25 protein-coding genes and 1 pseudogene are annotated in these 26,613 nt (G+C 65.0%); 8 read left to right on the forward strand and 18 right to left on the reverse strand.

What is annotated here, in order from left to right; translation table 11 throughout:
- Positions 1-27 precede the first annotated feature (27 nt).
- Positions 28-1,350: a nickel pincer cofactor biosynthesis protein LarC gene (gene larC / locus J0X25_RS36270; protein ID WP_207288732.1), complete on the reverse strand. Its 1,323-nt coding sequence runs from the start codon at positions 1,348-1,350 to the stop codon at positions 28-30.
- A 249-nt stretch (positions 1,351-1,599) separates the two neighbouring features.
- Between larC and J0X25_RS36275 the strand changes: the two genes are divergently transcribed.
- Together J0X25_RS36275 and J0X25_RS36280 are read left to right on the forward strand one after the other, a co-directional pair.
- Positions 1,600-3,831, forward strand: coding sequence for a CDC48 family AAA ATPase (locus J0X25_RS36275; RefSeq protein WP_207288733.1), 2,232 nt, complete (start codon positions 1,600-1,602; stop codon positions 3,829-3,831).
- 390 nt (positions 3,832-4,221) lie between these two features.
- Complete coding sequence (locus J0X25_RS36280; RefSeq protein WP_207288734.1) at positions 4,222-4,494, forward strand: DUF8028 family protein; 273 nt, start codon at positions 4,222-4,224, stop codon at positions 4,492-4,494.
- A 22-nt stretch (positions 4,495-4,516) separates the two neighbouring features.
- Here J0X25_RS36280 and J0X25_RS36285 read toward each other — a convergent pair whose 3' ends face one another.
- The 7 genes from J0X25_RS36285 to J0X25_RS36315 form a co-directional block, all read right to left on the reverse strand.
- Entirely contained in the window at positions 4,517-5,443 is a 927-nt protein-coding gene (locus tag J0X25_RS36285) for a DMT family transporter (RefSeq protein WP_207288735.1), read from the reverse strand.
- Between the two features lie 239 nt (positions 5,444-5,682).
- On the reverse strand, positions 5,683-6,048 hold the full coding sequence (locus J0X25_RS36290; protein WP_207288736.1) for a DUF7344 domain-containing protein: 366 nt from the start codon (positions 6,046-6,048) through the stop codon (positions 5,683-5,685).
- Positions 6,049-6,221: 173 nt separating this feature from the next.
- Positions 6,222-7,832 (reverse strand): ABC transporter ATP-binding protein, encoded by a 1,611-nt coding sequence (locus tag J0X25_RS36295; protein ID WP_207288737.1) that lies wholly within the window; start codon positions 7,830-7,832, stop codon positions 6,222-6,224.
- Positions 7,829-9,106, reverse strand: coding sequence for an ABC transporter ATP-binding protein (locus tag J0X25_RS36300; RefSeq protein WP_207288738.1), 1,278 nt, complete (start codon positions 9,104-9,106; stop codon positions 7,829-7,831). The genes J0X25_RS36295 and J0X25_RS36300 overlap by 4 nt, the downstream gene beginning before the upstream one ends.
- The gene (locus tag J0X25_RS36305) at positions 9,103-10,098 is read right to left on the reverse strand and encodes an ABC transporter permease (protein ID WP_207288739.1); all 996 of its coding nucleotides are present in this window, start codon (positions 10,096-10,098) and stop codon (positions 9,103-9,105) included. Before J0X25_RS36305 ends, J0X25_RS36300 begins: the two co-directional genes overlap by 4 nt.
- Positions 10,095-11,084, reverse strand: a complete 990-nt coding sequence (locus J0X25_RS36310) for an ABC transporter permease (protein WP_207288740.1) — start codon at positions 11,082-11,084, stop codon at positions 10,095-10,097. The genes J0X25_RS36305 and J0X25_RS36310 overlap by 4 nt, the downstream gene beginning before the upstream one ends.
- Positions 11,085-11,171: 87 nt before the next feature.
- Positions 11,172-12,773 (reverse strand): ABC transporter substrate-binding protein, encoded by a 1,602-nt coding sequence (locus J0X25_RS36315; RefSeq protein WP_207288741.1) that lies wholly within the window; start codon positions 12,771-12,773, stop codon positions 11,172-11,174.
- Between the two features lie 200 nt (positions 12,774-12,973).
- Between J0X25_RS36315 and J0X25_RS36320 the strand changes: the two genes are divergently transcribed.
- The 3 genes from J0X25_RS36320 to J0X25_RS36330 all read left to right on the forward strand — a co-directional run bounded on the left by J0X25_RS36320 (position 12,974) and on the right by J0X25_RS36330 (position 14,565).
- On the forward strand, positions 12,974-13,612 hold the full coding sequence (locus J0X25_RS36320) for a ribonuclease H family protein (RefSeq protein ID WP_207288742.1): 639 nt from the start codon (positions 12,974-12,976) through the stop codon (positions 13,610-13,612).
- Positions 13,613-13,689: 77 nt separating this feature from the next.
- Positions 13,690-14,148, forward strand: a complete 459-nt coding sequence (locus J0X25_RS36325) for a DUF2240 family protein (RefSeq protein WP_207288743.1) — start codon at positions 13,690-13,692, stop codon at positions 14,146-14,148.
- A gap of 24 nt (positions 14,149-14,172) precedes the next feature.
- Positions 14,173-14,565, forward strand: a complete 393-nt coding sequence (locus tag J0X25_RS36330) for a DUF7993 family protein (RefSeq protein ID WP_207288744.1) — start codon at positions 14,173-14,175, stop codon at positions 14,563-14,565.
- A 225-nt stretch (positions 14,566-14,790) separates the two neighbouring features.
- On the opposite strand, the gene J0X25_RS36335 is transcribed toward J0X25_RS36330, so the two are convergent.
- The 8 genes from J0X25_RS36335 to J0X25_RS36370 all read right to left on the reverse strand — a co-directional run bounded on the left by J0X25_RS36335 (position 14,791) and on the right by J0X25_RS36370 (position 23,410).
- Positions 14,791-16,077: a sensor histidine kinase gene (locus J0X25_RS36335; RefSeq protein WP_207288745.1), complete on the reverse strand. Its 1,287-nt coding sequence runs from the start codon at positions 16,075-16,077 to the stop codon at positions 14,791-14,793.
- Positions 16,078-16,145: 68 nt separating this feature from the next.
- A complete protein-coding gene (locus tag J0X25_RS36340) occupies positions 16,146-16,805 on the reverse strand; it encodes a helix-turn-helix domain-containing protein (protein WP_207288746.1) in 660 nt (219 codons plus the stop codon).
- 298 nt (positions 16,806-17,103) lie between these two features.
- Complete coding sequence (locus J0X25_RS36345; protein ID WP_207288747.1) at positions 17,104-19,296, reverse strand: hypothetical protein; 2,193 nt, start codon at positions 19,294-19,296, stop codon at positions 17,104-17,106.
- A gap of 251 nt (positions 19,297-19,547) precedes the next feature.
- Positions 19,548-20,213 carry an HAD family hydrolase gene (locus J0X25_RS36350; protein ID WP_207288748.1) on the reverse strand — a complete coding sequence of 222 codons (666 nt, stop codon included), beginning with the start codon at positions 20,211-20,213 and terminating at the stop codon, positions 19,548-19,550.
- A 165-nt stretch (positions 20,214-20,378) separates the two neighbouring features.
- Positions 20,379-21,662 carry a cation:proton antiporter gene (locus J0X25_RS36355; RefSeq protein WP_207288749.1) on the reverse strand — a complete coding sequence of 428 codons (1,284 nt, stop codon included), beginning with the start codon at positions 21,660-21,662 and terminating at the stop codon, positions 20,379-20,381.
- A gap of 35 nt (positions 21,663-21,697) precedes the next feature.
- Positions 21,698-22,186 (reverse strand): cation:proton antiporter regulatory subunit, encoded by a 489-nt coding sequence (locus J0X25_RS36360; protein WP_207288750.1) that lies wholly within the window; start codon positions 22,184-22,186, stop codon positions 21,698-21,700.
- 99 nt (positions 22,187-22,285) lie between these two features.
- Positions 22,286-22,654, reverse strand: coding sequence for a methylglyoxal synthase (locus J0X25_RS36365; protein ID WP_207288751.1), 369 nt, complete (start codon positions 22,652-22,654; stop codon positions 22,286-22,288).
- Positions 22,655-22,708: 54 nt separating this feature from the next.
- Positions 22,709-23,410, reverse strand: coding sequence for an SDR family NAD(P)-dependent oxidoreductase (locus tag J0X25_RS36370; protein WP_207288752.1), 702 nt, complete (start codon positions 23,408-23,410; stop codon positions 22,709-22,711).
- Between the two features lie 214 nt (positions 23,411-23,624).
- On the opposite strand from J0X25_RS36370, the pseudogene J0X25_RS36375 reads away from it, so the two are divergent.
- Positions 23,625-24,164: pseudogene (locus J0X25_RS36375) on the forward strand (peroxiredoxin family protein).
- A gap of 193 nt (positions 24,165-24,357) precedes the next feature.
- Positions 24,358-24,777, forward strand: a complete 420-nt coding sequence (locus tag J0X25_RS36380) for a VOC family protein (protein ID WP_207288753.1) — start codon at positions 24,358-24,360, stop codon at positions 24,775-24,777.
- A gap of 51 nt (positions 24,778-24,828) precedes the next feature.
- On the opposite strand, the gene J0X25_RS36385 is transcribed toward J0X25_RS36380, so the two are convergent.
- Positions 24,829-25,107, reverse strand: coding sequence for a hypothetical protein (locus J0X25_RS36385; protein ID WP_207288754.1), 279 nt, complete (start codon positions 25,105-25,107; stop codon positions 24,829-24,831).
- 274 nt (positions 25,108-25,381) lie between these two features.
- On the opposite strand from J0X25_RS36385, the gene pyrF reads away from it, so the two are divergent.
- The gene (gene pyrF / locus J0X25_RS36390) at positions 25,382-26,182 is read left to right on the forward strand and encodes an orotidine-5'-phosphate decarboxylase (RefSeq protein ID WP_207288755.1); all 801 of its coding nucleotides are present in this window, start codon (positions 25,382-25,384) and stop codon (positions 26,180-26,182) included.
- A gap of 180 nt (positions 26,183-26,362) precedes the next feature.
- Here the strand turns inward: pyrF and J0X25_RS36395 are convergent, their stop codons facing one another.
- Positions 26,363-26,608 carry a hypothetical protein gene (locus tag J0X25_RS36395; protein ID WP_207288756.1) on the reverse strand — a complete coding sequence of 82 codons (246 nt, stop codon included), beginning with the start codon at positions 26,606-26,608 and terminating at the stop codon, positions 26,363-26,365.
- Between the last annotated feature and the right edge of the window lie 5 nt (positions 26,609-26,613).

Here is a 26,613-nt window from a genome sequence, read left to right on the forward strand (position 1 = left end):
GTCGGCAATGCTACTTGGCCCAGCTGTTCACTCGAGTGACTCGACGGCGATCGATTCGGCTCGTCGGAGCACTTCCCGAATCGCTAGCCCCGTCTTTCGAGCCACCGCCAGCGCGTCGTCGTACTCCCCGCTCACGTCGTACACCTCGCCGTCCGCGTCGCTGGCGACCTTCACCGTCACCGCGTAGGTCTCGCCCTCGAGGTCCAGTTCCACCGTCTCGAACTCCCGATTCGCGATCCACCGGTGGGTCGCCCCAGCGTCGCGAACACCCAGCGTCCCCGTCTCTTCGGCCAGCGCTCGAGCCACGCGCTCCCGATCCGCCGGCTTGCAGATCACCTTCACGAGGTGGCCGGGCCGGGACTTCTTCATCGTCGCGGGGAGGATCGAGACGTCACGCGCGCCAGCGTCGGCGAGCGTCTCCTGGAGGCCGCCGAGTACCTCCGGCGTCGCGTCGTCGAGGTTCGTCTCGAGGACGGCGATGTCGTCTTTCACGAGTTCGCCCCGCCCGCCCTCACCGACCAGCACGCGTAGGACGTTCGGGTGTGGATCGAGGTCGTAGCCGCCGGCGCCGTACCCCGACCCCTCGAGGTCGAGCGACGGGAGCGTCTCGACGCCGTCGGCGTAGTAGCCCAGAATGGCGGCGCCGGTGGGCGTCAGCAGTTCCGCGTCGACCGGCCCGCCCCGCAGCGACCAGTCAGATCGCTCGGCGATCTCGACCACCGCGGGCGTCGGGACGGGGTACTCGCCGTGGCTCATCGAGACGGTGCCGCCGCCGGTCGACAGCGCCGTCGTGACGATCCCCTCTGGATCCAGGTCGTCGACGAGCGCCGCGGCACCGACGACGTCCGCGATGGCGTCGTCGGCCCCGACCTCGTGGAAGTGAATGTCCTCGAGTGACTCACCGTGGACGCTGGCCTCGGCCTCGCCGAGCAGTTCGAAGATGGCGAGCGCGTCCGCCTCGACGGTCGGTTCGAGGGCCATTCCCTCGACGATCTCGCGGACCTCGAGGTAGCTGCGGTGGGGACCGTGACCCTCGGCGGAGACGGCAGTCTCGTCGTGCTCGTGACCGTCGTGTTCGTGGTGGTGGTCGCCGTGGTCGTGATCGAGACCATCATGCTCGTGCTTATCGTCAGCGTGATCGCGGGTTTCGCTACCGTCACCGCCGGGATAGCAGACGTCGACCGTCGTCGAAGAGAGCCCGCACTTGACCGTCTCGTCGATTCGGTACTCCACCTCGAGGGCGTTAGTGACGGGCTCGAGGGCGTCGGGGTCGGCGCCGGCGTCGAGCAGCGCGGCGAGGATCATGTCGCCGCTCGCTCCCATGCGGCCGTCGAACGCGAGGATTCTCATAGCTAGGTCCGCGGGAGGAACGCTCAAAAAGGCATCTTCTCACCCCGAGACCGCCACCGGGGACGCCGGCCGAGTGACGCGGTCTCGAGCCGGTGTCGGTACCACCAAAACCGACCGATGCCGGTACATCTATGTACGTTCCCGTACCAGTTAGATGTGATAGCAACTAGCAAACGCAACGACGTTGGCTAGCAAAAAACCTATCCGCTCACGAAGCGGAATCATTGACATCGCCGTCCATCCCGAATCATGAACGAAGTTCAACTGGAGGTTGCGAAGGCGTACCCGAACGACTCGGGTCGTGGTATCGCCCGACTCGACCCGGACACGCTGTTGCATCTGAAGCTGAGTCCGGGCGACATCATCGAGATCGAAGGCGCGGACACGACCGCCGCGAAGGTGTGGCGCGCCGACCGGCAGGACTGGAACACCGACACCGTCCGCATCGACGGCTTCACCCGCCAGAACGCGGACGTCGGCATCGGTGAACGGGTGACGATCCGCAAGGCTGAGGCCACGAAGGCGGACAAGCTCGTGCTCGCACCCCCCGAGGAGGCGTCGGTGCAGTTCGGTTCCGACGCGGCAGGCATGGTGAAACGCCAGATCCTCAAACGGCCGGTCGTCGGTCGCGACATCGTCCCCGTGATGAGCTCGACGAATCATCCGTTCATGCGATCGCCGGGCCAGGCGATCCCACTCATAGCCGTCGAGACCGAACCGGAGGGCGTGGTCCTCATCACCGAGGACACCGACGTCGAACTTCGCGAGGAGCCGATCAGCGGCTTCGAGAAGACCGGCGGCGGCATCACCTACGAGGACATCGGCGGCCTCCAGAGCGAGATCCAGCGGGTCCGGGAGATGGTCGAACTCCCGATGAAGCACCCGCAGATCTTCAAGAAACTGGGAATCGAACCCCCGCAGGGCGTCCTCCTGCACGGGCCGCCGGGCACCGGGAAGACGCTGCTCGCGAAAGCCGTCGCCAACGAGACGTCCGCGAGTTTCTTCTCGATCGCGGGGCCGGAGATCATCTCGAAGTACTACGGCGAATCCGAACAGCAGTTACGGGAGATCTTCGAGGACGCGACCGAGGAGTCGCCGTCGATCATCTTTATCGACGAACTCGACTCCATCGCGCCCAAACGCGAGGACGTCACCGGCGAGGTCGAGCGCCGCGTCGTCGCGCAGCTGCTGACCATGATGGACGGTCTCGAGTCCCGCGGCCAGGTCATCGTCATCGCGGCGACCAACCGCGTGGACTCGGTCGACCCCGCTCTCCGACGGCCGGGTCGCTTCGACCGCGAGATCGAAATCGGCGTTCCGGACGAGGTGGGCCGCGAGGAGATCCTGCAGATCCACACCCGCGGCATGCCCCTCTCGGACGACGTCGACCTCTCGCATCTGGCCGACGAGACCCACGGCTTCGTCGGCGCCGACATCGAGAGCCTGACGAAGGAGGCCGCGATGAAGGCGCTGCGACGCTACTTGCCGGAGATCGATCTCGACGAGGAGGACATCCCGCCGAGCCTGATCGACCGAATGATCGTCAAGCGCCAGGACTTCCGCGGCGCCCTGAACGAGGTCGAACCCTCGGCGATGCGGGAGGTGCTCGTCGAGTTACCGAAGATCTCCTGGGACGACGTCGGCGGCCTCCACACCGCCAAGGAGCAGGTTCAGGAGTCCGTCGAGTGGCCGCTGTCGAACCCCGAGCGGTTCGACCGGCTGGGCGTCGATCCGCCGGCCGGCGTCTTGCTGTACGGGCCGCCCGGCACCGGGAAGACATTGATGGCGAAAGCCGTCGCCAACGAGACGAACGCGAACTTCATCTCGGTCCGGGGCCCGCAACTGCTCTCGAAGTGGGTCGGGGAATCGGAGAAGGCCATCCGGCAGACCTTCCGCAAGGCGCGGCAGGTCTCGCCGACGGTGATCTTCTTCGACGAACTCGACGCGCTCGCGCCGGGCCGGGGCGGTGAGGTCGGCTCGAACGTCTCCGAGCGGGTCGTCAACCAGCTGCTGACGGAACTGGACGGCTTAGAGGATATGGAAAACGTGATGGTCATCGGCGCGACCAACCGACCGGACATGATCGACCCCGCGCTGCTGCGATCGGGCCGATTCGATCGGCTGGTCATGATCGGCGAACCCGACGTCGACGGCCGCGAACGCATCCTCGAGATTCACACCGAGGACACGCCGCTGGCCGCCGATGTCACCCTCCGCGAGATCGCCGAGATCACGGACGGCTACGTCGGCAGCGACCTCGAGTCCATCGCCCGCGAGGCGGCCATCGAGGCCCTGCGCGAGGACCACGAGGCGGATATCGTCGAGATGCGCCACTTCCGGCAGGCCATGGAGAACGTCCGGCCGACGATCACCGACGACATCCTCGACTACTACGAGCAGATCGAAGAGGAGTTCCAGGGCGGCGGGTCGGGCGGTCCGGGTCCGACGGGTCGTCGGGACAGTCGGATCGGCTTCCAGTAACGCCCTGGGACGGCGAACCGGTTCCCTCCAGTTTTTCAGTGAATTTTCTCGATTCGCGGCTACGAGAACCCAGCGAGCGGCGCCGCCGGGCGCGATCACCCGACGGTCGTACTGGCGTCGATTTGGCGTCGATTATAGTCGTGAGCGCGAGAAGAGGGTATTGTACCAATAGCACTGCGTAACCTGGGCGTACGCCCACACGACGGACGGGGAGTGGGGCCGATATCAGCTGACGACGGCTCCCGTCGGAACGACTCGTTTCTCCGCCGGTACCGAGAAACGGTCCGTTCAGAACGACCTTATATGGGATAAGCCGCCCCAACTGTGGTAAACGTTCGCACATATATATGTAGCGGTCGTCGGAACAGCGAGACGAACCGGTTCAGATCGATGTCCAACGCTTCATCCGGCGACCACCGCACCGAGACGGCTCAGGAATCGACCACCGACGGGACCGACGACGAGTTGCTCCTCGAGGCGGTCGCGCCGACGTACGCGACGCCGATTCGCGTGGCTGGATTCTGGGGTGCCATCGTGTTCCCGGTGTGTTACGTTCCGGTGCTCGCGACCGGGCTCTCGACCGTACTCGACGTCGGCCTCTTTCTCGGATTGATCGCCGTGAACCTCCTCGCGCTGTACGTGGGTCACACCCACCGACGGTAGCCGGGCGCTCGAGCGCCGGACGTCACTCGCTCGAGGTGCGACCCAGCGCGTGACCGAACTCCTCGCGCAGCGCCCGTCGCTTGACGAGGACGAAGCCGACCGCGATGAGGCCGAACCCGAGGGCGGTCGGCGCGTCGACGACCTCACTCAGGTAGAGCCAGCCGACCAGCGCGGCGACGATCGGCGCGACGTAGGAGACCATGTTGATCTCGACCGCGCCGAGGCGCTCGAGCAGGTCGAAGTACAGCAGGAATCCGACGGCGCTGGCGACCAGCGACAGATAGGCCAGCGCGCCGATCGCCTCGGGGTGGGTCCAGGTCGACGGCTCGATCGGCTCGCCCAGCGCGAGGCTGATGACGTGCATCAGGAGCGCACCGCCGATCATCGACCACGCCTCCATGGCCTCGATCGGGAGCGTCGCGTCGATCCGGCGGGTGAGCACGCTCCCCAGCGCGAACGCGGCCGCCGCGCCGAAGACCAGCAGCGTGGCCACGACGTCGGCCGTCAGCAGGTTCGACGGATCTGGCCGTGCGATGACGCCGACGCCGAGCAGTCCGATCAGGAGGCCGACGATCCCGACCGGCGAGAGCGCGTCCGACGGGACGAGCAGGCGGGCGAACCCGGCGGTCAGGACCGGCGAGAGGCTCACGACGATCGCGGCGGCGGCCGCCGTCGTGTGTTGCTGGCCGACGAAGAGGAGCGCGTGGTAGGCCCCGATCAACAGGACGGCGCCGACGGCGACCAGCGACCACTCGCCGCGGCCCCGCGGCAGCCAGTCGTCGACGGCGTACGCGGCGTAGGCGAGCATCAGCATCCCCGCGACGTCGTAGCGCAGCGCCGCGAACAACACGGGCGGGAAGTACTCGAGCCCGGCGCTGATCGCGACGAACGCCGACCCCCAGGCGGTCGCGAGCGCCAGAAAGCGGGCGAGATTTCGATACCGGCTCATATCGGCCGTCTCGACGGGACGGTTCTACATGTTTCGATTCGAAATTTGGGGTCGGCGACCCGGCGGTCGAGGCGACGAACCGAACGATGTGACGAAAGGACGACGAAATGAACAGTGTGCCACGCTAGATGGCGGACGAACCGGCCGACGGACGAACCGAACGGAAGCGCGAAATACGTAGCCGACGGCACGACCAGCGTTCGAAATCGGAAACCCGAGCGAAACGAGCCGAGGTTAGTTCACAGCGACGGCAGTTGACGGATTTCGGGCTCCGCTTCGGTCTGCTTGAACTGCTCGAGCAGCGGCCTGATGTCGTCGAACCCCTCGCCGAGGACGATGTCACCGCTGCGCAGGTCGTACTCGATGATGCCGTAGTCCGCCAGCCGCGGCAGGTGGTTGTGGACCAGCGAGACGTAGACGCGCTGTCTGGTCTCCTTCTCGATCAGGGCCGGGTCGACGTCGAGTTCCCAGGCGGCGATGCCGGTCACGACATCCTCGAGGTTCGCGTCGCGGTGTTCGGCGAGCTGGTAGAGCAGAAATCGGCGCTCGGATTCGGCGAGGAGAGAACAGGCGGCTTCCATCCGGCTGGCGTTCGCGTCGTTCATACTCGATGAAGGCAAGCAGGGATATTACACCTACTGCCAACACAGATAGGACCGATAATCCGAACGATCGATCCGTACGCTGGGAAAACACGCCGACTGCGTCGGGTTAGTGGGAGATATCACCGATTCATGGATCCGGCGGGTAGCGGTCGACTAACTCGACGAAGCGCCGATTACGTCCACGAATCCGGTTCGGCCGTCCGTTCGCTGGCCCGTCCGTGGAGGTGGCAGGCAACCGGATGCGATCCGTCGCCGAGGTCCGGTGGCTCCCGTTCGCAGACGCTCTCGTACTCCGTCCGCAACCGCTCGGCGGCGCCGTCCCAGTTCTCGCGGGCCAGTTCCGCGAGGGCCTCCTCGACGACAGCGTCGTGGCGCGGCGGCAGTTCCGTCTCGAGCAACCGGTCTTTCAGCGCGGCGACGAATCCGGGGACGTCTTCGGCCGGCACGCCGCCGTCTTCGGTGTCGAACCGGCCCTCGTCGCCGACCGACTCGAGCGAGACGTCCCGGCGCTCGATCCGCTCGCGCAGCGTCATCAGGTCTCGGTAGGTCGCCTGCTCGATCTCGAGGTCCGCTGGCGGGATCACCATCGGACACCGGGTCCGGAACCGACAGCCGCTGGGCGGGTCCCGCGGCGAGGGGACGTCGCCGGCCAGCGTCTCCCGGTCGCGTTCGCGCTCGTCGGTCGAGGCTCGAGGCACGCTCTCGAGCAGGGCCTGCGTGTATGGGTGGTCCGGCGACTCGAACAGCTCCTCGACGGGGCCGATCTCGACGATCTCGCCGAGGTACATGACGGCCACGCGGTCGCAGACGTGGCGGATCACCGAGAGGTCGTGGCTGATCAGCAGGTAGGTGAGGTCGAACTCGTCCTGCAGGTCGTCGAGCAGGTTCAGCACCTGCGCCTGTACGGAGACGTCCAGCGCCGACGTCGGCTCGTCCAGCACGAGGAAGTCGGGCTCGAGCGCCAGCGCGCGGGCGATCCCGATGCGCTGGCGTTGCCCGCCGGAGAACTCGTGGGGATAGCGATCGAGTTGATCGGCCGAGAGGCCGACGCGCTCGAGAAGATCCATCGCCCGGTCCCGCCGGAGCCGTTTCGCCGAGCGGTCGACGGAGACGTGAACGGCGATCCCGTCGCCGCGTTCGACCTCGACCGTGAGGTCCTCTTCGACTTCGGCGACGACGCCGCTCGCGACGTCGACGGATCGGTCGTCCGCGTCGACGTCGGCCACGTCAGCGTCGCCGACCGCTCGCACCGTGACGTGTGCCGTTGCGACGCCGTTGACCGGGCTCACCACCGTGTCGACGTCGTCGTCGGCGGTCGCGGTGACGATGTCGCTCGAGATCCCGTCGGTCCGGACGTCGACGCCCGTCTCGACGTCCTCGTCGGTCCACGGCCAGTCGTGGATCGAGAGCGGCTGGGTGACGATGTCGCCGATCGTCATCCGCGGATCCAGACTCGAGAAGGGATCCTGGAAGACCACCTGCGCGTTCCGGCGGAACTCGGTACGATCGCTTCCGTCGAGGTCGTAGACGTTCTCGCCGTCGAACTCGACGCGGCCGTCGGTCGGCTCCTGCAGGTGGAGCAGCGTCTCCCCGGCCGTCGATTTCCCGCACCCGGATTCGCCGACCAGACCGAGGGTCTCCCCCTCGTAGATGTCGAAACTGACGCCGTCGACGGCCCGAACGGGAACCGGGTCGTCGCCGAAGAGGCGGTCGACGATGGAGTCGTTTTCCCAGAAATACTTCTGCAGACCGTCGACGCGAACGAGCGGATCGTCGGCGCTCACTGGTGCTCACCTCCGGTCGTCTCGGCCGGGGGATGTCGCCGGTCGTCGTCGGGTTCCTCGTCGCGTTCGTCTGGCCCAACGTGCTTGTCCCCGGCGGGACGGTCCGTCCCGTCGAAGTAATCGTCGGGCAGCGCCCTCGCGTCGTCGTACTCCGTTTCGGCGAGGACGCAGCGAGCCGCGTGGTGATCGCTCCCGTCCGCCGGATACTCCGGCGGGTGCTCGAGGCAGTCCTCCATCGCCTTCGGACACCGATCGGCGAAGTGACACCGATCCCCCATCTCGTGATCGAGGAGGCTCGGCACGTTCCCCGGTATCGGCTGGAGCCGTCCGCCCGCGCCATCGAGGTCGGGGACCGAGCCGAGCAGCCCCTCGGTGTAGGGGTGGACCTGGTCGTCGAAGATGTCCTCGAGGGTGCCGCGTTCGACGATCTCGCCGGCGTACATGACGCCGACCCGGTCGCACATGCGTGCGATGACGCCGAGGTTGTGCGTGATCAGCAGGATCGTCATCCCGGTCTCCTCCTGTAGTTCATCGAGGAGGTCGAGAATTTGGGCCTGAATCGTGACGTCAAGGGCGGTCGTGGGCTCGTCTGCGACCAGCACGTCCGGTTCACCTGCCAGCGCCTGCGCGATCATCGCCCGCTGGAGCATCCCGCCGGAGTACTCGTGTGGGTACTCGTCGGCCCGCTCGACCGGGTCGGGAATGCCGACGAGTTCGAGTAACTCGATGGCTCGCTCGCGACTCTCCTCGCTGACGTAGCGCCGGGACGACAGTACCGTCGAGAGGAGGTACTCCCCGAGCGAGTAGTCGTCCGTTCGGGCCCGAGTCGACCGCGGTCGAGCGCTGGCCCGGCGCTGAACCTCGACGGCCTCGGCGAGCTGTTCACCGACCGTTATCGTCGGGTTGAAGCTACTCTCCGGGTCCTGAAAGATCATGCTGAACGACGTGCCTCGGAGCGACTGCCTGACCCGCGAGGGGACCTCGAGCAGGTCCACGAACTCTCCGTCGACCGCGTCGGGGTAATCGTCGACGACCGCCTCGGCGAACTCGGCGTTTCGGTACTCGACCGAACCGCCGGTGATCTCGCCCGGGGACTCGATCAGGTTCATGATCGAACGAGCGGTGACGCTCTTCCCGCTGCCGCTCTCGCCGACGATCCCGAAGACCTCGCCGCGCTCGATCCGTAGATCGAGACTCGAGACCGCGTTTACCTGTCCCTCCTGCGTGAAGTACCGCGTCGAAAGATCGGTTACTCGAAGTATCTCGTCTGTCATCGTCCTTCACCTTCGATGTTCGGATCCAGTGCGTCGCGCAGCCAGTCGCCGAGCAGGTTGACGCTGATCACCGCCAGCACGATGCCGACACCGGGGAAGACCGAAACCCACGGCCGGCTCTGCAGGATGTCCTGTCCCCGCTCGATCTCGTAGCCCCACGAGAGCGTCGTTCCTGAGAAGCCGAGATACGCGAGCGAGGCCTCGAGCAGGATGACGGCCGCCACCTGAATCGTCGCGAGGACGATGATCGGCGTGAGGCTATTCGGTAATACGTGCTGGCGCAGGATCGTTCTATCGCTCGTCCCGAAGCTCTTCGCCGCCTTGACGTACTCCTCGTTGCGGATCGACAGCGCCTCACCACGGGCGACGCGCGCGAACCAGACCCAGGTGACCAACGCCACGACGACCGTGACGGTACCCGGGATGGGTATCGAGTCGGGCATGCCGCTGGCGAGGCCGAGCCGCACGATCGGATCGGGGACGTATATCGGCGATTGTCCGAACACTCCCAATAGCGCCAGGGCGAGGACGAGCGCCGGGAACGCGAGCATCGTATCCGCGATCCGCATCAGTCCGTCGTCGACGCGGCCGCCGTAGTAGCCGGCGCCGAGGCCGATTGGGACACCGATCAGCACCGCCATCCCCGTGCCGAGGAGGCCGACCAGGAGCGATATCCGCGCGCCGTAGAGGAACCGTGAGTAGACGTCCTGTCCGACGTTGTTCGTCCCCAGAATGTGGTCACCGGTGGATTCGACCGTGACGCCGACGCGCTCGCCGTCCTGTACTATATCCGCCGTGTAGTCGGTGCCGAGCGGCGGGTACTGCGCGCCGTTCTCGTCGTAGTATCCCGTCCGCGTCGGGTCGTGCGTGGCCAGCACCGGCGCGAACACGGCCATGAAGACGAGCAGTAGCAGTAACGCGAGTCCGAGCTTCGGGAGCAGACTCCGTGAGAACGTCTGTTTGAGATTGGTCTTGACTCTCTCCGAGATCATTCGTCTCTCACCTGTGGGTTGAGATAGTTGTACAGCGAGTCGACGACGATGTTGATCGTCACGTACGCGATGGCGATGAACACGATGATCCCCTGCATGAGCGGCCAGTCTCGAGCCCCGAGCGCGTCGATAAGCCGGAGTCCGAGCCCCGGCCAGTTGAACACGGTCTCCGTAATGACCGCACCGCCGAGCAGCGTGCCGAGCTGGAGGCCGAGAACGGTGATGATCGGAATCATCGTGTTTCGCAGCACGTGTTTGTACCGCACGAGCACCGACGGCAGCCCCTTCGCCCGGCTCGCCGTGACGTAGGGCTTGCCGAGTTCGTCGACCATTCCGCTCCGGGTGAGGCGAGTGATGAGCGCCGTGAAGTACGTCCCCAGCGTGAGCGCTGGGAGCGTGATGTGTTGCAACCAGACCAGCAGATCGTAGACCGAACCGTACTGGATCACCGTCATGACGGCCTGTCCGAACCCGACCGGTCGTCTCCCGGTCGGGAAAATGCCGAGAGACACGCTCAGCAGCAGGATTAGCATGAGCCCGAGCCAGAAGTTGGGCGTCGAGATGCCGAGCAGCGAGAACATCGTCGCACCGTAGTCGGCGGGCTCGTTCCGGCGGGTCGCCGAGACGACGCCCAGCGGAATCGCGATGACGATCGCGACGATCGTCGCGGCCACCGCGAGTTCGATCGTGGCCGGAATGCGCTCGATCACCATCGCTTCGACTTCCCGGTTCGACTGCCAGGAGTAGCCGAGGTCACCGACGATCATCCCCTGGAGGTAGTCGAAGTACTGGACGTAGATCGGTTCGTTCAGTCCCTCCTGTTCGCGAACGCGTTCGATGAGTTCCTGCGTCGCGCCCTGTCCGAGCATCATGGTCGCCGGATCGCCCGGTGACACCGTCCGGAGTCCGAACATGATCGTGACAACTCCCCAGATGACGAATACGCCCTGTAATATTCGTCGTACGAGGAACTTCCCCATCGTCATACGAACGTATTACCTTCAGTCATTGAAACGGATCGAGTGAATCGAGGAAGCGATACTTACGCTTCCGTTTTGGCCGACGGTCGATACTTACGCGTCCATCTCCCAGATGTAGATGGTCTCGTCCTCGCGCGGCTCCCACGAGATCTGCTCTCTGACGCCGTAGATGCTCTCCTGGGTGTGAAGGAACAGGAACGGCGCCTTCTCGTGGGCCAGCTGGTTGACTTCCTCGAGTTGCGCGCGTCGCTCGTCCGGGTCTTCGATCTGCTGACTCTCCAGAATAGCGTCGCTGAGCTCCTCGTCGTCGAACGTGCGCGACTCGTTGTCTGGGATCGTGAAGAAGCCCTGGACACCGTAGTCGGTGTCGCCGGTGATGGTCCCCCAGCCGATGAGGTAGAACGGAATCTCGATGACGTCGGGGTCGACGCCGGCCGAGTTCGCGTCGGAGACGATACCGAACTCCACGAGATTCGCCTCGCAGCTGACGTTCTCGAGCTGGTCGATCTGGTCGGCGACCGTCTCGCCGACCTCGGCGTCGTTCAGGTACCGACCCTGCGGGACGGTGAGTTCGATCTCCACGCCGCCGTAGCCGCTCTCCTCAACGAGGCTCTCGGCCATTCCGACGTCCTGTTCGTAGGGCTCGATCTCGTCGTTGAAGCCGTTGATTCCGGGAGCGACCGGCTGTCCGCGCGCTTCGCCGTAGCCGCTGAGCACCGAGTTGACGATCGCCTCGTTGTCGACGGCGTAGTTCATCGCTTGGCGGAACTCCTGACTGTCGAACGGTTCGACCGTGTTCTTCATCGGGCAGAAGATGTTCCGGAAGCTCGTCACCCGTCTGATCTCGATGTCGTCGGCATCGTCGACGGTTCCGACGTCCTCCGGGAGGATGTTGATCGTGAGGTCCGTCTCGTCCGTTCGCAGCGAGTTCACGCGCCCGCTGGATTCGCCGTCGGCGTTGAAGATCACCGTCTCGAACGGTGGCTCGTCGCCCCAGTAGTCGTCGAAGCGCTCGAGGACGATCTCCTCGCCCGACGTGAAGTCGGTGACCTGATAGGGTCCGGTTCCGTTGAAGTCCTCCGGATCGGCACCGGAGATGGCCCCGTTCTCGGCGTCGTGGTTCTCGATCGCCCACTCCATGTTCATCGCGCGAGCGTAGTTCCCGAATTCGAATTCCGCGAGCCCCGGTGCGGCGCCGTACCCGACGGCGACCGTCGTGTCGTCGAGCGCTTCCGCGCCCTCGATCGAGCCGAGGCCGTACGCGCCGATGTCGCTGACGACGCCCATCTCGGGGTCGACCGTGCGGTTGATCGTCCACGCGACGTCCTCTGCGGTCAGGTCGTCGCCGTTGTGGAAGACGACGTCGTCTCGCAGGGAGAGTTCGGTGACGCCCTCTCCCTCCTGAATCTCCCAGTCCTCGACGACGCGGGGAAAGATCCCTTCACCGGGTTCGAAGTCGAACAGCGGCTCGTAGATGTGGTCGTAGACGTCGAAGTAGTCCCCGGTAATGTGGTCGAGCGGATCGATCGTGTCGGGGAACTGCGACAGCGTGATGGTCAGTTCGTCGATCTCGTCGTCGCCGGAGGATGGATCGTCGAGACAGCCCGCGATCGCCGCGAGTCCTGCGATGCTCGTCGCGGCACCGGTTCGTTTGAGGAGCGCCCGGCGTTCGAGTGAATTATTGACACCCTGCATAACACATAGGTGTCTGAGGTATTATTTATAAATGTTGGTAACGAGTAGACGATTATTAGTATCGGACCGAGAGACGGGATTTATAATACAATAGTGTACGGATTCGTACAGTAAACCACAACTAATCTACGTCCGACCGCAGCGTTACCGAACCTGCATCCTGCCATAACTTTAAGAAAGCTACGAATCATAGAGCTAGTATGGCCGCTCACGGCCGGTCCGCACTGCGGGACCTGTTCGACGAGTCGCCCACACCCCACATCGCCCACCCCCCGCGAACCCATCACCGTGACTTCTACGTCGCCACCGACGGGTCTTTCCGGGAATCGGGCGGTGGACTGGGCGCCGTCATCGAAACGCGCGACGGCACCCGCGTCGCACGCGTCGCGACCGCGGACGCGCCGCCGGACAACAACGTCGCCGAGTATCGGGCGCTCCACCTCGGCCTCGACGTCCTGGCCGCGCGCGCACCGCGCGACGCCTGCATCGGCGTCCTCGTCGACCACGACGCGCTCGCGAGTAACGTCAACAGCACCATTCTCGCGACGAACCATCCGGACGGGAAGCCGCCGCGTCCCGTCTCCGTCCCGCCCGCGACGCACTATCACTGGCGGGGCATTCAGGCGCGACTCAACGGGTTCGGCGAAGTCCGGGTTGCGCGCATCGACAGCGATCAGAACCCCGCGCATCCGCTCGCGAACGCCCCCGAACGCTACCGGCACGTCAACCGGGAACCCGACCGCTGCGTCCTTCCGGAGACGCCGGAGCCGGCCGCGGGCGAGTTCCCGCCGCCGTCCCGTGCCGACCGCAACGGCGGCAGCGGACGCGCCTCGGACTGATTCCCGTCGGCGTCCGGGATCGCCCCGCCGGCGCGGAACCGCCACCGTTATCTCGTCGTTCGCGCGATGCACATTCTATGAGCCTCCGCGTCGCGGTCGCCGCTCCGTTCATCCAGAACGGGACCCGGCGCCTCCAGGAGAACGAGTTCGTCGTCGCGCTCTCGCTCGACCGCGACTGGTTCTCCCCCGACCAGTCCAAACGCCTGATCGACGTCGCGACCCAGGACGGCCTCCTCGAGCGCACCGACGACGGCCTCGAGGCGACGTTCGATCCCTCGGACGTCACCGTCCCCGACGAGTTCGTCCCCGACGAGGACCTCCTGCGGGAGCGCTCCGCGTTCGAGCGCGTCCTGGATACGCTCGTCGCCGAAGGCGTGGAGAAACACGAGGCCGTCGGGGCGATCAACACGCTCCAGCAGGAACTCGGCCTCACCATCGAGGCCGCCGCCGTGGTCTACGCCCGTCGCGAGGGCGTCGACGTGAGCGACCTCGTCCCCGTCGCGCGAGCGGCGCTCGAGGAAGCCGAAGGGGGTTAGTCCCCGGCGAACCGATCGACGCGCATGGTCGAGGAGCGCATCACCGACGGCCGCCGGATCGCCGAACTGCTCGCCTCCGAACTCGAGGGCCGCGAGGACGGCGGCCTCGAGTCCATCGCCGTCGCGAACGCCGACCGCGACGTCGAACCGACGGCCGACGGTTCGCGCGCGTACGACATTACTCGCGACGACGAGCGGATCGCCCGGGTCTTCGTCCACGAGGACCGGGCTCACCTCGAGTTCGAGACCGAACCGGAGGTCGCGGCCGGGGCGGCCGACGAGGCCGACTTGCGCGTGCGACCGAAGGCGACCAGACCGCCGACAACGCTGGTGTTCCTCGAGAGCGGCGCGGAAGTCAAGCGAGCGTCGGACGTCGTGCAGACCGTCAGTCGATCGCTATCGGCTGACGGGCGCTAAGGCGGTTCGGAGTGGCGGATGGTGTCAACGTTGGCTCCGAAACTCGCGTTCGGTACAGATCAGACAGGTAACTAAACAGGAATCGATACCTCCGATAGTTGCCAAGAACGGCGTTCTGAAGAGGGAGCATCGATTCACCACGACGACTTTCTGTTCCCGAATTCTGAACCGAACCAGCCGTACAGTAAGAGTGGAACGGAACGTCGGAATTCTCTCCGTAACCGATCAATCGGTGTCAGTGGTCTGCGAAGCGAACCGATCAACCACTTCGTGTTGCGTGGTACTGGTCAACGAGTTCGAACTCCCTTGCTGAGTGACCACACTGGGAACGCTCGATGATTCAACACGAGAGGAGAGCGTGAACGAAAACGTCGATCCTTCACCGGGATCCGAATCGACCCAGATCTCCCCGCCGTGGCGCTCGACGATCCGTTTGCACAGTGCCAGTCCGATTCCCGAGCCGGTATGTTCCTCGATCGAGTGAAGCCGCTGAAAGATATCGAAAATTCGGTCAGAATCTTCGACATCAATCCCAACTCCCTCATCTCGAACTGAAACCGTCCATTCTTCCCCGTCCTGTGCCGCCGATACGTGTATCCGTGGCGGGTCTTCGCCGCTGTAGTCGATCGCGTTGCTCAGCAAATTCTGGAACAGTTGTTGGAGTTGTCTGCCGTCGCCTTCGATCGTAGGCAGCGACTCTCGTGTGATCGTAGCGTCGGTCTCTTCGATCTTGAACTGGAGGTCAGCGAGAACGTCGTCGAGAACGGCGTCCAGATCGACGTCCTCGAACGAGTCCCCTTGCGTTTCGACCCGCGAATATTCGAGGAGACCGTCGATCATGTCACTCATACGTTCGGCGCCGTCGACGGCGAAATCGATGAACTCCTGGAAATCTTCGTCGAATTCGTCCCCGTACCGACTCTCGGCGAGTTCCAGATAGCGCGTCACCATACGGAGTGGTTCCTGCAAGTCGTGAGAGGCCGCGTACGCGAACTGCTCCAATTGCTCGTTCGAATCCCGTAGCTGGTCGACCGCCTCCTCGAGCTGCCGTTCGGTTCGTCGTAACGTTTCGTTTCGCTCCTCGAGCGTTTGGGCGTGGGTCAGCGCCTGAGCGTTGTTCACGCCGATCCCCAGCCCTGCAATCGAGCCAATCGATAACAGGACTGCTTGTGTCCCAAACGTGAAATTGACATCGACGCCGGGATGGAGGACACGCAATCCGAGGACGATACCCATGACGACGACACCACCAACGGTCCACGCCACGATCCGTGGATAGAACCTGGATTTGATAGAAGAGGTCGGTAACCAGAGCCCGGTATACAGCATCACGAGTCCTGGCACGCTGAGAAGGATCAAATCGATTCCCGCTTCTAAAAGGCTCCCGCTACTTGTCACCGTGGTAACTGATCTGCCAATCGCGAACATGAGAAGCAGGACGCCTACTGCAAGAATAACGCGGTACCAGTAGCTCAGATCATCCTGAGGTGATTCGTTGGGACTCCCGCTCATTACATCTCACGAAAATCCCCTATGAGGTTTAGCGTGGCTTTTGCGTTTCCAATACGCTTTTAAGGCACCTACTGGGTTTGAGGTTCAACATCAGAGAGCGTACTCCCGAGGATGTGCTTTATCCCGCGCCGGAGACGAGAGGCGACGGCCTGGTGTGAGATGTCGAGTTCGCTGCCGAGACCCTCCATCGTTACGTCGCGCGGGGAGTTGAAGTACCCCCGATTGTAGGCAAGTACCAGTGCCTCTTGCTGGGCTTCGGTCAATGCCGCCTCGGTCGTCGTCTCGATCGGCGTGAGCGCGCGCAACTCCGTCAACGTGATTGGTATATTCAACTCTCGACAACGAGATTGAAAGTTAGAGATGTCGCTTCGAGCGTCCCCGCGGATCTCGAACGTCCACTGCTGATTCGTGCCGGTGGCTTTGATGAGCGCGATTTTCGTTTCCGTCAACGTAGTCAGAACGTCGTCGTAGTCCAACGCCCACTCCACGCGTAGCAGATATTCGTCCGCGACGGAATCGACGAGTTCGATCCGTTCGACGCCCGGATGCTCCCGAAACGTTCCTTCGATATCGTCAACTGGCGTTCCCCGGACCCAGAAATACGGAATCACGACATCGCGGGCAGGAATAATTCGCTCCAGTTCAACCGTCACGTCCGGTAATTGTTCGAACACCGTCCCCAAGGGGAACTGGTCAGACGGAACCGTAAAGGTAGCCTCGGTAGCCATCGTCCGAACTGTCGCGTCCCGGCCGTAAATACTCATTACGGAAGTGTGCAACCAGGTCGCGAACTAATCTCAACTCCTTTGTGCCACCTCTTAATTTGTAGTATACACGCCCTGTATTCTGCACCGTATTTTAAATACGGTAGATATATCGTAGAATTATCGACGATCAATAAGCGCTGAAATGTGCCAACATCCCGATTAACTGATTCCACTGTCGCGTCGAATGAGAAGCCCGACGCCTCCGTACTGCGACGAAACCGAAAACGAACCGCGAGCCGCCAGTCACCGACGCAACCGATCAGAAGTCGCCGGGCGAGATGCGGTCGCGGTCCGCGTAGACCATGGCCGACCCCTCGGTGAACGTCAGGTCGGTGATCGATCCCGAGTAGCGGAACCGCTGGTAGCCGCCGTCGATCGAGCCGGTCGCCGTCCGGCCGGACCCCACGGTCGCGTACTCACTCGAGTCGTCCCAGGCCATCGTTTCGATGCGGCCGTCGACGCTGACCTCGTAAGACGCCGGCGAGCCGGTGCTGACGATCGTCAGCATGTGGTTCAGCTCCGCGCCGTACTCGTTCGGATCGATGCGTTCGCCGTCGAGGGTGACCCGAGCGGTCCCGTCGATCCGCAGGGACTCGAGGTCGCCGCTGAAATCGAAGGCGTCGCGCCAGCCGCGGAGGCTCCCGCTGACGTGGCCGTCGTCGATCACGGTGTCGTCGTTGATCGAGGCGCCACCGTGGGTGGTCGGTTCGACGGCGCCGCCGACGCGGAACTCGTAGCTGGTCTTCCGGAGGCTCCCGACGCCGTCGATCAACAGCGTGTGTTCCTCCTGATCGCCCAGCAATTTGTCGAGGTCCTTCCAGCCGTCGCCGGACGCGCCGGGTTGCGGGTACCAGTCGAGGCTCGATTCGGAACCGTTCACGTAGCCGCTACCGTCGCCGCGGATCGTCGCGTCGAGCATCGCCGGCGCGTCGACGTTGTAGCCGGTGAAGCCGTGCGTCTCGCCGGCCTCGAGCAGCCCGGCCGCGCGCGTTCCGTCCGCGGAGACGTAGACGCGCTCGGAGTCGACCTGCGGCGTGAAGTCCGCGCCGTCCTTGGCCTCGAGGAAGTACTCGACGCCGTCCTCGCGGGCCTCGACCTCGTAGACGAACGTCTCGTACTCGGGTTCGTCGTCCGCTTCGAGCAGCGCGTCGAGGTCCTTCCACTCGTCGCCGTCCGCGCCGTCCCGCGGGTACCAGCCGAGACTCGATTGCGTCCCGTTGACCCGGGCCGCCGCGTTCGCCGCGTCCTCGATGGTCACGTCGACGAGCCACGCGTTCATCCCCCAGCAGTGGGTGTCGCCGGGTGCGACGCGTCCCGCGGCCTTGTCGCCGTCGGCCCACGTCATCTCGCGGTCGACGACCGCGCCGTCGTACTCGAGGGGTTCGAACGCGCCCTCGCTGACCTGCAGGTAGTAGTCGACGGGCTGGTCGCTCGTGTTTTCGACCTCGTAGATGTGTTCGACGCCGTACTCCGCCGTCCACGGGTCGACGGTCGATTCGCTCGAGACGCTCGCGCTACCCATCGCGGCCTCCTCGGCGGACGTGGGAACGCCGTCCGGGATCGAGAGGTCGGGGTCGGAGCCGACGCCGTTGCGTCGCACGTCACCTCTAGTGCCGCCGGAAATGGCGCCGCCGTTGAGCGTGACCGCGCCGCCGTCGTAGGTGAGCACCGCGTCCGAATAGGAGCCGGCGGCGAAGTGACAGTCGTCGACGTTCGCGGTGCCGGGCGACCAGACCCACAGCGGGCGGCCGTGGGACTCGCCGTAGCCCCCCCAGCTCCCGTTGCTGGTGGCGTAATCGGTGTCGTCGTTGTACGCGACGCAGTTCTCGAGGCTGTCGTCGCTGCCGGCACACCGGAACGTGGAGACGCCGTTGTTCTTCCCGTAGCAGTTCGTCCAGTGGACGCTGCCGCCGTCGGCGGTGTTGGAACAGTAGAAGCCGTTGTTCGGGAACCCCTGGACGTTCATGCGCGTGAACTCGACGCGACAGTTCGCCAGGCGGTGATAGAAGACCCCGCCGGGCCCGTGGACGAAATCCTCGCCGTCCTTGTTGGCGCCGTCGCCGAGGTAGACGTTGTCGAACGTGACCGTGCCGCCGGAGTTCGTGATCGTGAAGATGAAGCTGTTACCCCGGTAGAGGCCCTTGAGCCCGACGTTACGGATAGTCGCGGCGCCTTCGACGACGACCGTGATGCTGCCGCCGTTGCGGCAGTCGATCAGCTTGTTCTCCCACGTTTCGTCGCCGATCCTGATCACCTGTCCGCTGGCCGTGATCACGTCGTAGTCGTCGCTCTGGGCGCTCGCCGTCGCCGACAGCCCCGCGGCCGCCGCGACGCTTCCCGCGAGCTTCAGGTACGATCGTCGACCGAACCGCTCGCTCGCCCCCGTCGACCCGTCACTACCGTCGTTCACCGTTCGCTTCTCGTCATCCGGTACCGCAGCATCGCGTGCCATACGACCGTGAGATTCTCCCTTTCCTATATAAACTTTCTCTAAAGAGTGACTGAACGGAAAACTTGTTCATGGTATCTTGAACGTTCGTCGGCTAATAATGTTCGGTTATAGAATATATTTTATAGGTACCGGACGAGATCCGCCGAACGAGCCCGTCTCGAGGAGTCGAGCCTCGACCGACGGGCGCTCGGCTCGCGGCCGTGACTCGTTGCAGTACCATTCCGTTCGACCGACCGGGTCGATTCCGTCGATCAGTCGTCGTCCAGCGCCGCGACGGTCTCGGGGACGGCCGTCGCGACCTCCGCCTGTTCCACGTGTGCGACGGCGCGCGGATCGGGGCCGGGGCCGTCCTCGAGCAGAACCTGGATCGCGGTCATTCCGGCGTTGGTCGCGCCGATAATGTCGGCCTCGACCTCGTCGCCGACGTAGACGGCGTCTTCGAGTTCGACGTTCAGTTCCGCGGCGATGGCCTCGAACGCGCGCCGATCCGGTTTGCCGGCCTGGAGTTCGCCGGTCACGAGCGCGGCGTCGAAGCGGCCGTCCCAGCCGAGCGTCGCGATCTTGTCCCGCTGGGCGCGGACGGGGCCGTTGGTGAGCAGCCCGACGCGATACTCCCCGCGCAGGTCCGCGAGCATGGTCTCGACGCCGGGTAACGGCTCGAGCGTCTCCGCGATCGTTTCGCGGTAGGCGTCGGCGACGGCGGCCGGATCGGCGTCGGTCTCGCGCGTCTCCAGCAGGTCGGCGAAGATCGGTTCGCGGCTCTCGCGAGTGAGATTTCGCCGGTGGGCCTCGAGGTACTCCTCGCGAGAGAGCGACGGCGCGTCGGCGGCGGCCGCGGCCTGATCCAGGATCGTCGCTCGGTCCCGCGTGGGGACGGCGAGCGTATAATCGAGGTCGAAGACGACCGCCCGTGGCATAGGCGCTATGGGGAACTCGAGGGGGTTGAAGCTATCCCTTTTCGGCAGGCGGCGAAAATCCCGCCCGCCGTGGGTCGTCCGGCCCCCGTCGGCGCTATTACCGAGTCCTCTTCAGCGCAATCACTGAACCTCCTTCAGCACGATTACCGCCCCCTCCCGTCCAACTCAGTCGTCGCTCGGCTGTCCCGTCGATCCGATCCCGGCCTCGAGTCGCGGGACGACGGCGGATTCGATGCGATCCGAGTACTGCATGAGCGTGGTGCCGACGATGCTCATCAGCAGGACGTAGCCGACCGCGAAGGCGTAGATGTCCGCCGCGACGGATTCGGCGAGCGCGCCCCCGGCGCCCGAGAGCGCGAGGCTGGCGATGATCAGCGAGAACTCGCCGCGGGTGGTCATCCCGAGCCCGACGCGGACCGACCGGCGCTCGCTCAGGTCGTAGATCCGACCGCCGAGGTAGCCGCTTATCAGTTTCGTCGGCGTCGTCGCCAGAGCCGCGATCGCGATGACGCCCGCGACGCCGAGGAACAGCGACGGATCGGTGACGAGCCCGATCCAGAAGAAGAAGATCGCCGCGAACGCGTCCCGGAGCGGTTCGAGCAGGTTCTCGAGGTCGTGGACGTGCTCCGTCGACGAGAACGCCATTCCGACGAAGAAGGCCGCGACGGCCTCGCTGACTCCGATCGAGAGCGCGACCCCGGCGATCAACACGGTGATCCCCAGCGCCCGGAGCACGATGAACTCGTGGGAGTCGGTCTCGAGGCTGCGCTGGAACCACGCCGTTCCGAGGTAGACCAGCAGGAGCAAGACGAGGATGAAGCCGACCGCGATGCCGATCTGTCCCAGCGCCTCGCCGACGTCCCCGCCGCCCAGCACCAGCGCGGTGGCGACCGCCAGGTAGACGGCGATGAACAGGTCCTCGAAGACCAGCGTGCCGAGCATCGCGTCGGACTCGTCGTTGGCGATCCAGCCCAGATCGAGCAGCGACTTCGTGATGATCGCCGACGAGGAGATGTAGACGATCCCGGCGGTGAGAAAGGCGGGGAGGAACGACCCGAAGAGCGCGTACCCCAGCAACAATCCGGCGCCGAAGTTGATCGCGAGGTCGACGGCGCCCGCTTTGCCGATCCGCTCTTTCGACGCGATGAGCCGATCGAGGTTGAACTCGAGGCCGAGGAAAAAGAGCAGGAGGACGATCCCGATCTCGGCGCTGACGTAGATGAAGTCCGTCTCGGCGAGCGCGAGTTCGGCGCCGTGGGGAACGACGTCCGTGCCCAGCAGCGACGGGAAGTCGATGGCGCCGAGGACGTACTCCCCTAGCAGCATGCCGATGAGGATGTAAAAGGGGATCACCGACTGGTTGATACGATTAGCGAGGAAGCCGGCGAACGCGACGGCCGCGAAGAGGATGCCGACGTCGATCAGGGCGGTCGATTCAGCAGTTGCCACTCGCGATCACCTCCAGCAGAACCCTCATCGATCGCTTAGACCTCGTCCCCCAACAGCGTCTCGAAGTCGGCGCACTCCTCGCGCTCACCGACGACGACGAGCGTGTCGTCGACCTCGAGGATCGTCTCCGGGGTCGGCGGCGAGATCAGGTCGTCGCCGCGCTGAATGGCGATGATCGAGACCCCTGTTCGGCTCCGGATGTCCGCCTCTCTGAGGCTTTGACCGACAATTTCGGCTGTCTCGGTGACGTTGTACCACTCGAGATAGGTGTCGTCCGTGAGCATCGTCTCCACCGCATCGGCCTGAACGGGCTGGAAGTACGCACCCTCGAGAATGGTGCCGACCGTCCGGGCGAGCCGATCCGAGAGGTCGAACAGTTTGTCGCCGTCCGCATCCGGATCTGACTTCAGGAACACTTCCCGCTTCCCCGTGTTGTGGGTCACGATGACGAGCCGCGTGTCGTCCTCGAGTTCGACCTCGAACTTCTTCCCGACGCCGGGGAGGTCGCTCTCGTAAATTGTCATACGGATACCTTCGTTGCCGGGATATTAAATAGCTGGTTCGACCGGTGTGCCGTCGGCGAGATCAACCGTCCCCGACGAGTCGACGATCGGACCGACAGCTCAGTCGGCCAGCCCATCGATGAGGAACTCCGCGGACGAGCGGTTCGTCGCCAGCGCGATATCGTGGACGTCGCAGATCCGCAACAGCGCCGAGATGTCCGGTTCGTGGGGCTGGGCTTCCAGCGGGTCCCGGAGGAAGATGACGCCGTCGAGATTCCCCTGTGCGACCTCCGCGCCGATCATGAGGTCGCCGCCGAGCGAGCCCGACTCCGTGCACTCTACCTCGAGGTCGGTCTCCTCGAGCAGCCGGTTGCCGGTCGTGCCGGTCGCGATCAGTTCATACTGCTGAAGCTGTTCCTCGTGGGCCTGTGCGAACTCGACGAGATCGGGTTTCGTCTCGTCGTGGGCGATCAGCGCGACGCGCGTCATACTGAACGGACGCCGGCCACGCCGATAACGCTGGTCCGTGGGGTCGACGGCGATTCAGAACTCCTCGACGTGCGGTCGGAGGTCCAACTCGAGCGTCCACGCCGACCGGTCCTGCGTCACGAGGTGCCAGTAGGTGTCCGCGATCGCGTCCGACTCGAGGAGATCCGCTTCGTCGCGGTTGGATCCGGACTCGCCCGCCTCCGGCGGCCGGATCCCGCCGTCGATCACGACGTGGGCGACGTGAATCCCGTCGGGGCCGAGTTCCCTGGCCATCGATTCGGCCATCCCGCGGACGGCGAACTTGGCCGCGCTGAAGCCGATCGCGCCGTCGCGCCCGCGGACCGCCGACGTCGCGCCGGTGAAGATAATCGTGCCGCCGTCGCCCGCGAGCATGTCGTCGACGGCCGCCTGCGAGCACAGCAGGGCGCCGTAGGCCGCCGTGCGCCAGACTCGTTCGAACTCGTCCGGCGAGATGTCTCGCAATCCCCGCCACGCGCCGCCGCTGGCGTGATTGACGAGGACGTCGACGGGTCCGAACTCGTCGCGAACCTCTCGAAAGCCGGCCTCGACCTGCTCGGGATCGGTGATGTCAGTCGGCACGGCGACTGCATCGTCGCCGAGATCGTCCGCGAGGTCTTCGAGGAAGTCCGCCGACCGGGCGAACAGCCCGACCTTACAGTCCTCGGCGACGAATTTTCGCGCGAGCGATGCTCCGAGTCCGGGGCCGACGCCGGCGATGACTGCCGTGTGCGTCATGTGACGAGCGACGGTCGCGATCCCCTCCGTTCGAGAGCCAGCACTCGCGGGGTCCGACCGGCCGGGACGGACCCGTTCGGGGTCCGCATCGCCGTCGCGATCGATCCGTCCCGACAGAATCCGAACCGTCGATCGCCAGCACCCACGAACTCCCGGCCGAACTCGAGACGCCCCGATCGACGAGACGAGGTTCCGCGGGTGAACGGCGTCGTCGATCCGTGCCTCCACACTCAGCCCACAGACATACCCCGCCGCGACGCCTCGGTGGGGTACGGGATTACAAGGCGAGCAGGCACCCGACTTCACGCTCCCGAGTACCGCCGGTGACGAGGTAACGCTCTCAGATCGGCTCGAGGAGGGACCGGCCGTCGTCGTCATCAACCGCGGTCACTGGTGTAGCTTCTGTGCGGAACAGCTCCAGACGTTCAGCGAAGTCGCCTACGACCTCTGGTTCAACGACACCGTCGACGTCCTGCCGATCGTAACCGATCCACTGCCGCGCGTCACCGAGATGCGCGACCGGTACGACCTCGAGATCCAGTTACAGGCCGATCCGGACGGCGAGGTCGCCGACCAGTACAGCGGGACCGAGGAAACAAGCCACGGGCTCACCTGAATTTCGGGCGTCTACGTCATCGACGAGGAGGGGACGATCCGGTTCGAACAGGTCGCGGACCATCCCGCCGACCGCACCTACGGGAACTGGGTCCGATACTTCGTCCGAAACGACTACGAGGATCCGTTCGGCGAGTAGCGCCTCGAACGATCCGTATCACCGTCACGATCGCCGACGAGGGCCGCCCTGACCGCCTCGTCTATCGACCGCGTTCGGTTCACGCCTCGCTAAAACGAGACTGCGCGTCGATCACGACCGTCCCGACGCGACGGGGTTCGCGACGACCGAGCAGACGGAAGCGTTTTTCCCCAGGCCTCGTCAGAGCTAGCCAATGGCAACGCTCAGCGCACACCACGTCGGTATCACCGTCAGCAACCTCGAGGAGACCCTCCCCTTCTACCGGGACGTCCTCGGACTCGAGGTGGTCGACCGATTCAGCGTCGGCGGCGAGGCGTTCGCGGACGCCGTCGGCGTCGAGGACGCCCGCGGCGAGTTCGCCCACCTCGAGGCCGACGGGATCCGGATCGAACTCGTCGAGTACGACCCCGAAGCGCGGGGCTCGCCGGCCGCAGGACTCAACCAGCCCGGCGCGACGCACGTCGGACTGTCGGTCGACGACCTCGAGGCGTTCCACGCGAACCTGCCCGACGACGTCCCGACGATCAGCGAGCCGCGAACGACCGAGAGCGGGACGTCGATCCTCTTCCTGCGCGATCCGGAGGCGAACCTGATCGAAGTCCTCGAGACCTGACCGCGAGACGCGGCTGTCGACGCAATAGGGGTCCGGTATCGGCGACGCGTGTTATCGAGCGACCGTGGACTCGAGCGTCGAACGAACTTCCTCGACGCCCTCGTCGCAGCCGGAACAGACGCGCTTCTCGGAGTCGATGTAGACGGTGCCACACGACGCACAGTGGAAGAGGTTCCCCGGTGCCGTCGGCGTCGCGGCCGCCGACTCCTCCGTTACGTCGGCGTCCGCGTCGTCAGTCGACGCTTCCTCCCCCGCGAACAGCGTCGAACGGATGCGGTTCCGGAGGCGTCCGAGCGTCGAATTTGCGTTTCCGTTATTCCGAATTGCCATACTGTGATCAAGGATGATACAAGCGAAGTAGCTGATGTCTAAAGGATTTGGAGTGACAACGGCTCACAGTCGAACGTTCCCGATGTACCGAGCCTGAACCGGCCGATTCGGGGTTCGGTCGGCGAGATCGTCGCACCGGTGGCCGTCTCGCCCCCGATCGACCGGTCCCGTCGATCGGGCCGTACTCGGTCGACGCGACGAGCGACGTCCCGTCTCGCCGCGTCGGTGGCCCCGTATAGCAACCTTTTCGACCGATGGGGGACGACTCGCAGCCATGAACTTCTTCGATCGCCTGCACGACCGCATTCGGACGGTCGACAGCGTCGTCTCCGTCGGTCTCGATCCCGACCCGTCACGGATTCCCGACCACCTCGCGGAGTACGACCTCCCCCGGTGGGCGTTCAACCGCCGGATCATCGACGCCACGCACGAACACGCCGCCGCCTACAAACCGAACGCCGCCTTCTACGAGGACCCCGACGGCTGGCAGGCCCTCGAGGAGACGATCGCCTACGCCCACGGCAAGGGCGTCCCGGTTCTGCTGGACGCGAAGCGGGCCGACATCGGGAACACGACCCGCCAGTACGCCAAACTGCTCGAGACCGTCGACGCGATCACGGTTAACCCCTACATGGGCCGGGACTCGCTGCAGCCGTTCCTCTCCGACGAGGAGGCCGGCGTCTTCGTCCTCTGCCGGACCTCGAACCCCGGCGGCTCCGACATTCAGGATCTGGAACTCGAGACCGGCGAACCCGTCTACGAGCGGGTGGCCGCGCTGGCCGACCTCTGGAACGAGAACGACAACGTCGGTCTCGTCGTCGGCGCGACGACGCCCGACGAACTCGAGGACCTTCGCGAGCAGGTGCCCGACCTCCCCTTCCTCGTCCCCGGCGTGGGCGCGCAGGGCGGCGACGCGGAGGCCGCGGTGGAGTTCGGCCTCGCGAACGGCGTCGGACTGGTCAACTCCTCGCGCGGGATCATTTTCGCCGGCGAAAACGACGGCGAGGAGTTCGCGAAGGCGAGCGGGCAGGCTGCGAAGCGGCTGAAGAAGCGGCTGAATCAGTATCGGGAGTAACGAGCCTCGACAGTGGTCGGGGGTCGGCGTCGCCCGGCGGTCCCGCTCAGTCGGGCACGCCGAAGCGGACGTAGCTGAAGAGCCCCAGCAGGACCGCACCGATCAGCAGGCCGAGGAGCGCTCTCGCGTGCTCGCTCACGAGGGGTGGATGGACGTGACGCGTCGTATTTCTTACTCAGTTCACTCCGCAGAAACCAGGCGTCCCGCGATCCGCCCGTCGACGACGCGACCGAGGATTTCGACCGTCACGGGCGCTGCCGGCGGTCGGCTCTCGAGTCGATCCAGCCCCTCGACGACGGCGATATCCAGCGGACTCGAGTCGTTCGGATGGGCGGCGACGAGTCGGCCGTCGCGCTCCTCGAGGCGGAGTCGAAACCGCTCGCCGACGGCCAGCGAGTCGCCGAGCACGTCGCGGATGGTGGTCACGGCGG

The sequence above is a fragment of the Haloterrigena alkaliphila genome, assembly GCF_017352155.2.
Lineage (GTDB): Archaea > Halobacteriota > Halobacteria > Halobacteriales > Natrialbaceae > Haloterrigena > Haloterrigena alkaliphila.